The sequence below is a fragment of the Bacillota bacterium genome (assembly GCA_040754675.1).
In the GTDB taxonomy this organism is placed as follows: domain Bacteria; phylum Bacillota; class Limnochordia; order Limnochordales; family Geochordaceae; genus Geochorda.
Window position 1 is genome coordinate 1 of sequence record JBFMCJ010000266.1, and the last position, 5720, is coordinate 5720.

General features: G+C 71.9%; 5 protein-coding genes. 2 read left to right on the top strand and 3 right to left on the bottom strand.

Annotated features, from left to right (window positions below; genetic code table 11):
- Positions 1-204: 204 nt before the first annotated feature.
- Positions 205-969 (top strand): hypothetical protein, encoded by a 765-nt coding sequence (locus AB1609_14455; protein MEW6047660.1) that lies wholly within the window; start codon positions 205-207, stop codon positions 967-969.
- Positions 966-2000, top strand: a complete 1035-nt coding sequence (locus AB1609_14460; protein ID MEW6047661.1) for a BadF/BadG/BcrA/BcrD ATPase family protein — start codon at positions 966-968, stop codon at positions 1998-2000. Before AB1609_14455 ends, AB1609_14460 begins: the two co-directional genes overlap by 4 nt.
- An 89-nt stretch (positions 2001-2089) precedes the next feature.
- Here the strand turns inward: AB1609_14460 and AB1609_14465 are convergent, their stop codons facing one another.
- The 3 genes from AB1609_14465 to AB1609_14475 form a co-directional block, all read right to left on the bottom strand.
- Entirely contained in the window at positions 2090-2371 is a 282-nt protein-coding gene (locus tag AB1609_14465) for a PC4/YdbC family ssDNA-binding protein (protein ID MEW6047662.1), read from the bottom strand.
- Between the two features lie 43 nt (positions 2372-2414).
- Positions 2415-4850, bottom strand: a complete 2436-nt coding sequence (locus tag AB1609_14470; GenBank protein MEW6047663.1) for a GNAT family N-acetyltransferase — start codon at positions 4848-4850, stop codon at positions 2415-2417.
- Positions 4851-4852: 2 nt separating this feature from the next.
- Positions 4853-5720: thioredoxin domain-containing protein (locus AB1609_14475; protein ID MEW6047664.1), on the bottom strand; the 868-nt coding region annotated here is incomplete at its 5' end.

The window sequence follows — 5720 nt, forward strand, 5'->3', positions numbered from 1 at the left end:
ACTACTGATGCCGGGGCGGGCATAGAGCCGAGCGCCCGGCGCACAGAAGGGGGCCTTGACCCGCGAAAGGGTCGGCCCCCTTTCTCGTGGAAAACCCGGCCAGCGCTTCCGAAGGGATGACCCCGCATTTACGGCGGCACCTGGGTACCCGTCAAAGGCGGGCGGCTTTACGCGTGGCACTTTGGACGCGGGCCTGACCTGGTCGTGCTGCCCGGTGTTGAGGACGCCATCCTCAACCGCCGGGCGCTGGGGTGGGTGATGAACCGGCTCTGGAGAGGCGTGGCGTCCCGCTACCGGGTCACGGTGCTCACCGCCCGGGAGGCCGTGCTGGCCGGCAGCACCACCGAGCAGATGGCCCAGGACGCCGCCGAGGCCCTGGTGGCCCTGGGCCGGCAGCCCCGGATCACAGCCGGGATGGGGGCGGGCGGCCTTGCAGCCCTGTGGATGGCGGCCCGAGCTCCGGATTTGACCGGCGCGCTGGTGGTGCTCTCGACTCCCCTGTCGGCCCGGGTTCCCGAGCCTTTCGTGCGGTTTCTCGACCACCTCGCTCACCTTCTGCGGGACGGGCAGTGGCCGCAGGCCTTCGAGCACGCATGTGGAGTCTACCTCGAGTCCGACCTGCGGCGGCGCCTCAGCCTCGTCCTGCGGCTGCTCAAGCGGTGGGGACAGCCGGACGACCTGCAACGCGCCGCCCGCATCCTCTCCGCCTTCCGGTCCCACGATGGCCGGCCCGTCCTGGCAAGGGTCACGGTCCCTGTTCTGGCCTTCGGCGGGGGACTGGACCCGATGCTGCCCATGACGGTGCCGGGCAGCACGCCGGCCCTGAACGGCACGGCGGTCCGGCCGTCGCGCCAGGTCTGGCTGGCCGGCGAGCACGGGGCTTTCTTGACCTTCTGGCAGACGGTCGTGGCCGAACTCAACCGCTTCAGCGCGGAGTATACCGCGACCCCCGAGGCTGTCCGGCCGTGAAGGACGCGGCAGGGGAGGACACGCCCCCGGTCCTGGCCATCGACGGAGGAGCAACGGCCACCCGCGCGCTACTCGTCACCGGCGAGGGCACCGTGATCGGCCAGGGTTCGGGCGGGCCGTGCGGGCCGGTCCTCAGCGCGCAGGCGCGCGAGGTCGTGGCGGGCCGCGTGGTGGCCGCCGTTTCCGAAGCCGTGATCGAGGCCACACGGGGAGAAGGTCACGTGACGGTGGCCGCCGTCCACGCCGGCCTCACCGGGATGGACCGGCCCGCCGAACGCATCGAGTGGCTACGTGCCGCGCTGGAAAGCCTGTCGGGCCGGCTGGAGATCGCAGGGCCTCTTGGCCTGTCCTCCGACCTGGAGACGGCCGTGGAGGGCGCTTTGGGGCCGGCGATGGCCGGGATTCTGGTTTACGCCGGCACGGGGAGCGTGGGCGCCGGCCGGTCTGCGTCGGGGCAGCTCGTGCGGGCCGGGGGCCAGGGTTACCTCATCGACGACCGGGGCGGCGGGTTCGACATCGGTCGCATGGCCCTGCAGGCCGTCGTGCGCGCCTGGGACGGGCGAGGGCCGCACACCGTGCTCGAGGAGCTGGTCTGCCAGACGTTCGGCGTGACCGGCTGGGACGGCCTGAAACGGGCCATCTACGGTGCGCCGGACCCCAAGGCCGCCGTGGCCGGCGTGGCCCCGCTGGTCGCCGAGGCAGTTCGGCTTGGCGATGAGGCGGCCCGCCGGATCGTCCGCGAAGCCGCCGGACAACTCGCCGAACTGGCCCTCGCGCTGTTCCGCCGGATAAGGTGGCCGGCCGAGGGGCCTGTACCCGTCCGCTTCGCGGGCGGGGCTTTCAAGAACCCGGCGTTGGTGCAGGCTTTTTCCGATCAGGTGGAGCGCCTCATCCCGGGCGCCCGCGCCGAACGCGGCGTTCTCCCGCCCGCGGGGGGCGCCGTGTTGATGGCCCTCCGGGCCGCCGGGCTCGGCCCGGACCGCCTGGCGTCCGTCACTTCCCGGCTTGTAGAAGCTCTTGGGCCGGCGTAGCGCTGTATAACCTGTTAATAGCATACGTAGAGGGACTTGCGGACCCGATCCCGCGCCTTTCCGGCGAGGAGGTCTTTACGGGAGGGCTTTCAGGAACCGTCGGAACGGCGGCGACCGTTGGACCTGCCGGAGCCGGTCTTCAGCGCGCTTTCCAGAAGCGCCAGCACGTCGTCCAGCGCCTCTTCGGGGATGACAACCCCCTTCTTGCTGGGGAAGAACTCGTCGCCGTCCTGGCGGCGCCACTCGATGCGGATGTCCACGTATGCGCGGCCCCGCCGCTCGACCCGCCGCACCGCGATGCGCTCCGTCGCGTTCTTCTCCACCGTGCCGATGACCGTCTCGCGATCCCAGAAGTTGGCGTCCTGTTCCACGCTGCCATTCCTTTCCCGATGGGGCCGGGAGGGTGTGGCCCCTTCAAGTATGTACAGCATCCCCCGGAGCGTGAACCACCCTCTTCATGACGATCCGCTCCGGCCGGATGGCAGGCCGGGGCACCAGGTGAACCGTGGCCTCCAACCCCACCAACCACGGGATCTCCTCGATCATCTGGGAGATCCGCAGCAAAACCTCCTCGACGGCGGCCCGGGCGCCGGCGGGCTCGATGCCGCAGGCGGCCACCGCCTCGCCGGCATCGCGGTCGGTGAGGGGCGTGATGCGCACTACCGGGCCACGGGCGGCCTCGAGTTCGAGCAGCGGCCCGAAATGGGGGTGCGGGCGCACCCGCACCGCGACGGGCGAGGACTCGGCGGCTCTCCGGGGGCCTTCCCCACCCTCCTCCGCGGTGGCGAGCCCGAAGCGGTGCAGGAGTTGCCGGGCCTGAGGCGGCGCCAGAACCAGTTCCGCCTCGCCGGCACCGGTACCCCCCGCCTCGAGCCACCCCTCCACCTCCTGCCGCGCCCCGGCGGCATCGACGTCGTCGAAGAAGACCAGCCGGCTCGGCGCCCGCCGGCGGTACGCCGCATACTCGGCAGCCCGGGCCAGCGCCATGGCCGCGGCCTCGGGAAAACGGTATGACGGAAAGACGCTCCGGCTTCCCGCCACCGCTACCGCGCCCGACTCGCCCATCAGGCACAGCAGCACGGGTCTCGCCGCCCCCGACGCTCGCTCGGCCCGGACGGCGCCCCGGCGCAGCGCGCGGGTCACGGCTGAGGGATCGCAGTTCGCGACACACGCAAAGATGACGATGAGGGCATCGATCTCGCCCCGGGCCAGGGCGTCCCGCACGGCCTGTTCGTATGCGGCCGGCGTGGCCAGCGGGCCCAGGTCCACCACTCTCGGCCCTGCCAGCACGAGCCCTCTGGCCTCGCAGGCATCGGCGCAGATCGTGGCGACCCCGCCCGAGTTGCTGACGATGCCCACGCGGTTGCCGGCAGGCAGCGGCTGGTGCGCGAGCAGCACCGCCACGTCGAACATCTCCTCCAGGGTATCGGCGCGGATGACGCCCGCCTGGCGGAACAGCGCGTCTACCTCCATGTCGCCCTGGGCGGCCGCCCCGATATGGGCGGCAGCAGCCCTCCAGCCCGCCTCGCTCCTGGCGCTCTTGACGCAGAGCACCGGCTTGCGGGCCGAGAGCCGGCGGGCCAGCCGGGCGAAGCGGCGCGGGTTGCCGAACGTCTCCAGGTACAGAAGCGCCATGTCCGTGTTAGGGTCTTCGTCCCAGTACGCCAGCAGGTCGTTGCCCGAAACATCCGCACGGTTGCCCGCCGAGACGAAGGTCGAAAAGCCCAGCCCCCGCTCCGCGGCGTAGGTCAGGATGACGAGCCCTAGCGCGCCCGAGTGCGAGAAAAACCCGATACGGCCCGGGGGGGCGGGCCTGGGAGCGAGGCTTGCGTTCAGGCGCACCGAGGCGTCGGTGTTCATGAGCCCCATGCAGTTGGGGCCCACCATCCGGGCCCCCCGTGAGCGCACGAGTTCCACCAGAGCCCGCTGGCGCTCGGCGCCCTCAGGGCCGCTCTCTGCGAAGCCCGCCGTCAGCACCACGAGCGCCCGGGTGCCCGACTCGAGGCAGGCCCTCGCCACGTCCAGCACCTCGCCGGCCGGGACGGCGATCACCGCCAGATCCACCGGTTCGGGTAGGGCATCGACGGATGGGTAGGCCCGGACGCCGTGCACCGAGGCCGCCTGGCGGTTCACCGGGTACACGGTGCCCGTGAAGCCGGCGGCGAGGATGTAGCGGAACACCATCCCGCCCACGCTGTCCGGGTCCCGCGACGCCCCCACCACGGCCACGCTGCGCGGCCTCAAGAGCGGTACCAGGGAGTTGGCGGTGGCGATGCGGTGGCGCAGCTCCGTGCGCTCCCAGGCGGCGGCGCTGCCGCTCACCGGGAACTCGACGTGCAGCACGCCGCCCTCCACCGCCTGGCGCACCTGGAAGCCAGATTCGCGAAAGACGTCCAGCATGGCCCGGTTCTCGAAGAGCACCTCGGCCTCGAAGCCTACGAGCCCCTGCCCGGCGGCGATGCCGGCAAGGCGCTCCAGGAGAAGCGTCCCGACCCCCCGCCCCTGGAACGCATCGTCAACCACAAAGGCCACCTCGGCCGTGTTGCGCCCGGGGAGCGCCGCGTAGTTGCCGACGCCGACGACCTGAGCGCCCTCCCCCTCGCCGGAGATGGCCAGCAGGCAGGCGCGCTCCCTGCCCGGCGGCATGCAAAGACCCTCGACGAAGGAGCGGCTCACCTGGGCCACGCCGGCGAAGAAGCGCAACTGGCGGGTCCTTGGCGACGCCCGCTGCAGCATCGCTTCCACCCGCGGCACGTCCTGCGGCCCGGCCGCCCGAACCAGCACCCAGCTCCCGTCGCGCAGGAGCACATGTTCCCGGAAGGTGGCCGGATCGGCGATGACCCTCCACATGGCTAAGGCGACAGCGCCAGCCTCCGCAGCTCCTCCAGGGGCACCAGCCCGTCCACGCGCCGCCCGTTGACGAAAAAGGTGGGCGTGCCTTTGATGCCCCGCTGCCGCCCCTCCTCGAAGCTGGCCTCGATCACCGGCCGCATCCGCCGCTCGCTCAGGCACTCCCCGAACGCCTTCGCGTCGAGGCCCAACTCATCGGCCATCCGCACCAGGCGGGACATGGTGAAGCTGCCGGTGTCCCCGCCGCGTTGCGAGGCAAACAGCAGGTCGTGGTACTCCCAGAAGCGCCCCTGCACCGCTGCGCACGCCGCCGCCTCGGCCGCCCACTTCGATTCCACGCCCAAAAAGGCGTAGTTGCGGAAGCCAAGGCGAACCTTGCCTTCCTTGACCTCTCCCTCCATAAGCGGCCGCACCACCTGCTCGGCCGCGGTGGCGCAGTGCGGGCACTGAAAGTCGGAGTAAACCTCGATGAGGACGGGCGCCGACGGGCTGCCGGCGGTCAGCAGCCGGTTGAGCTCCTCCAGCGTGATGGCCTTTCCGCCGCGCTGCGGCGGCCGCGCGGCGGCGTTGGCCTGCTGTCCGGAAGCAGGCCCCGGCCCGGCCTCGGGCAGACCGGCCGGCGGCACCGTCGAGGCGGGCACGTAGTTGATGGCGGCCAGCGCCACCCCGGCCACCAGCCCGGCGCCCAGGGCCGCCCCCGGCAACCTGCGGTAGGGCCACGCAAGCGCATAAAGAACGGCCAGACCCGCCATGAGAACCCCCGAGGCGGTGCACCAGGGGCAGATCCCCTCGACCACCCACACCTGGACGCCGGCCAGGTAAAGAGAAAAGGCCGCGCCCGCCCACGAAACGGCGACGGCACCCGCCATC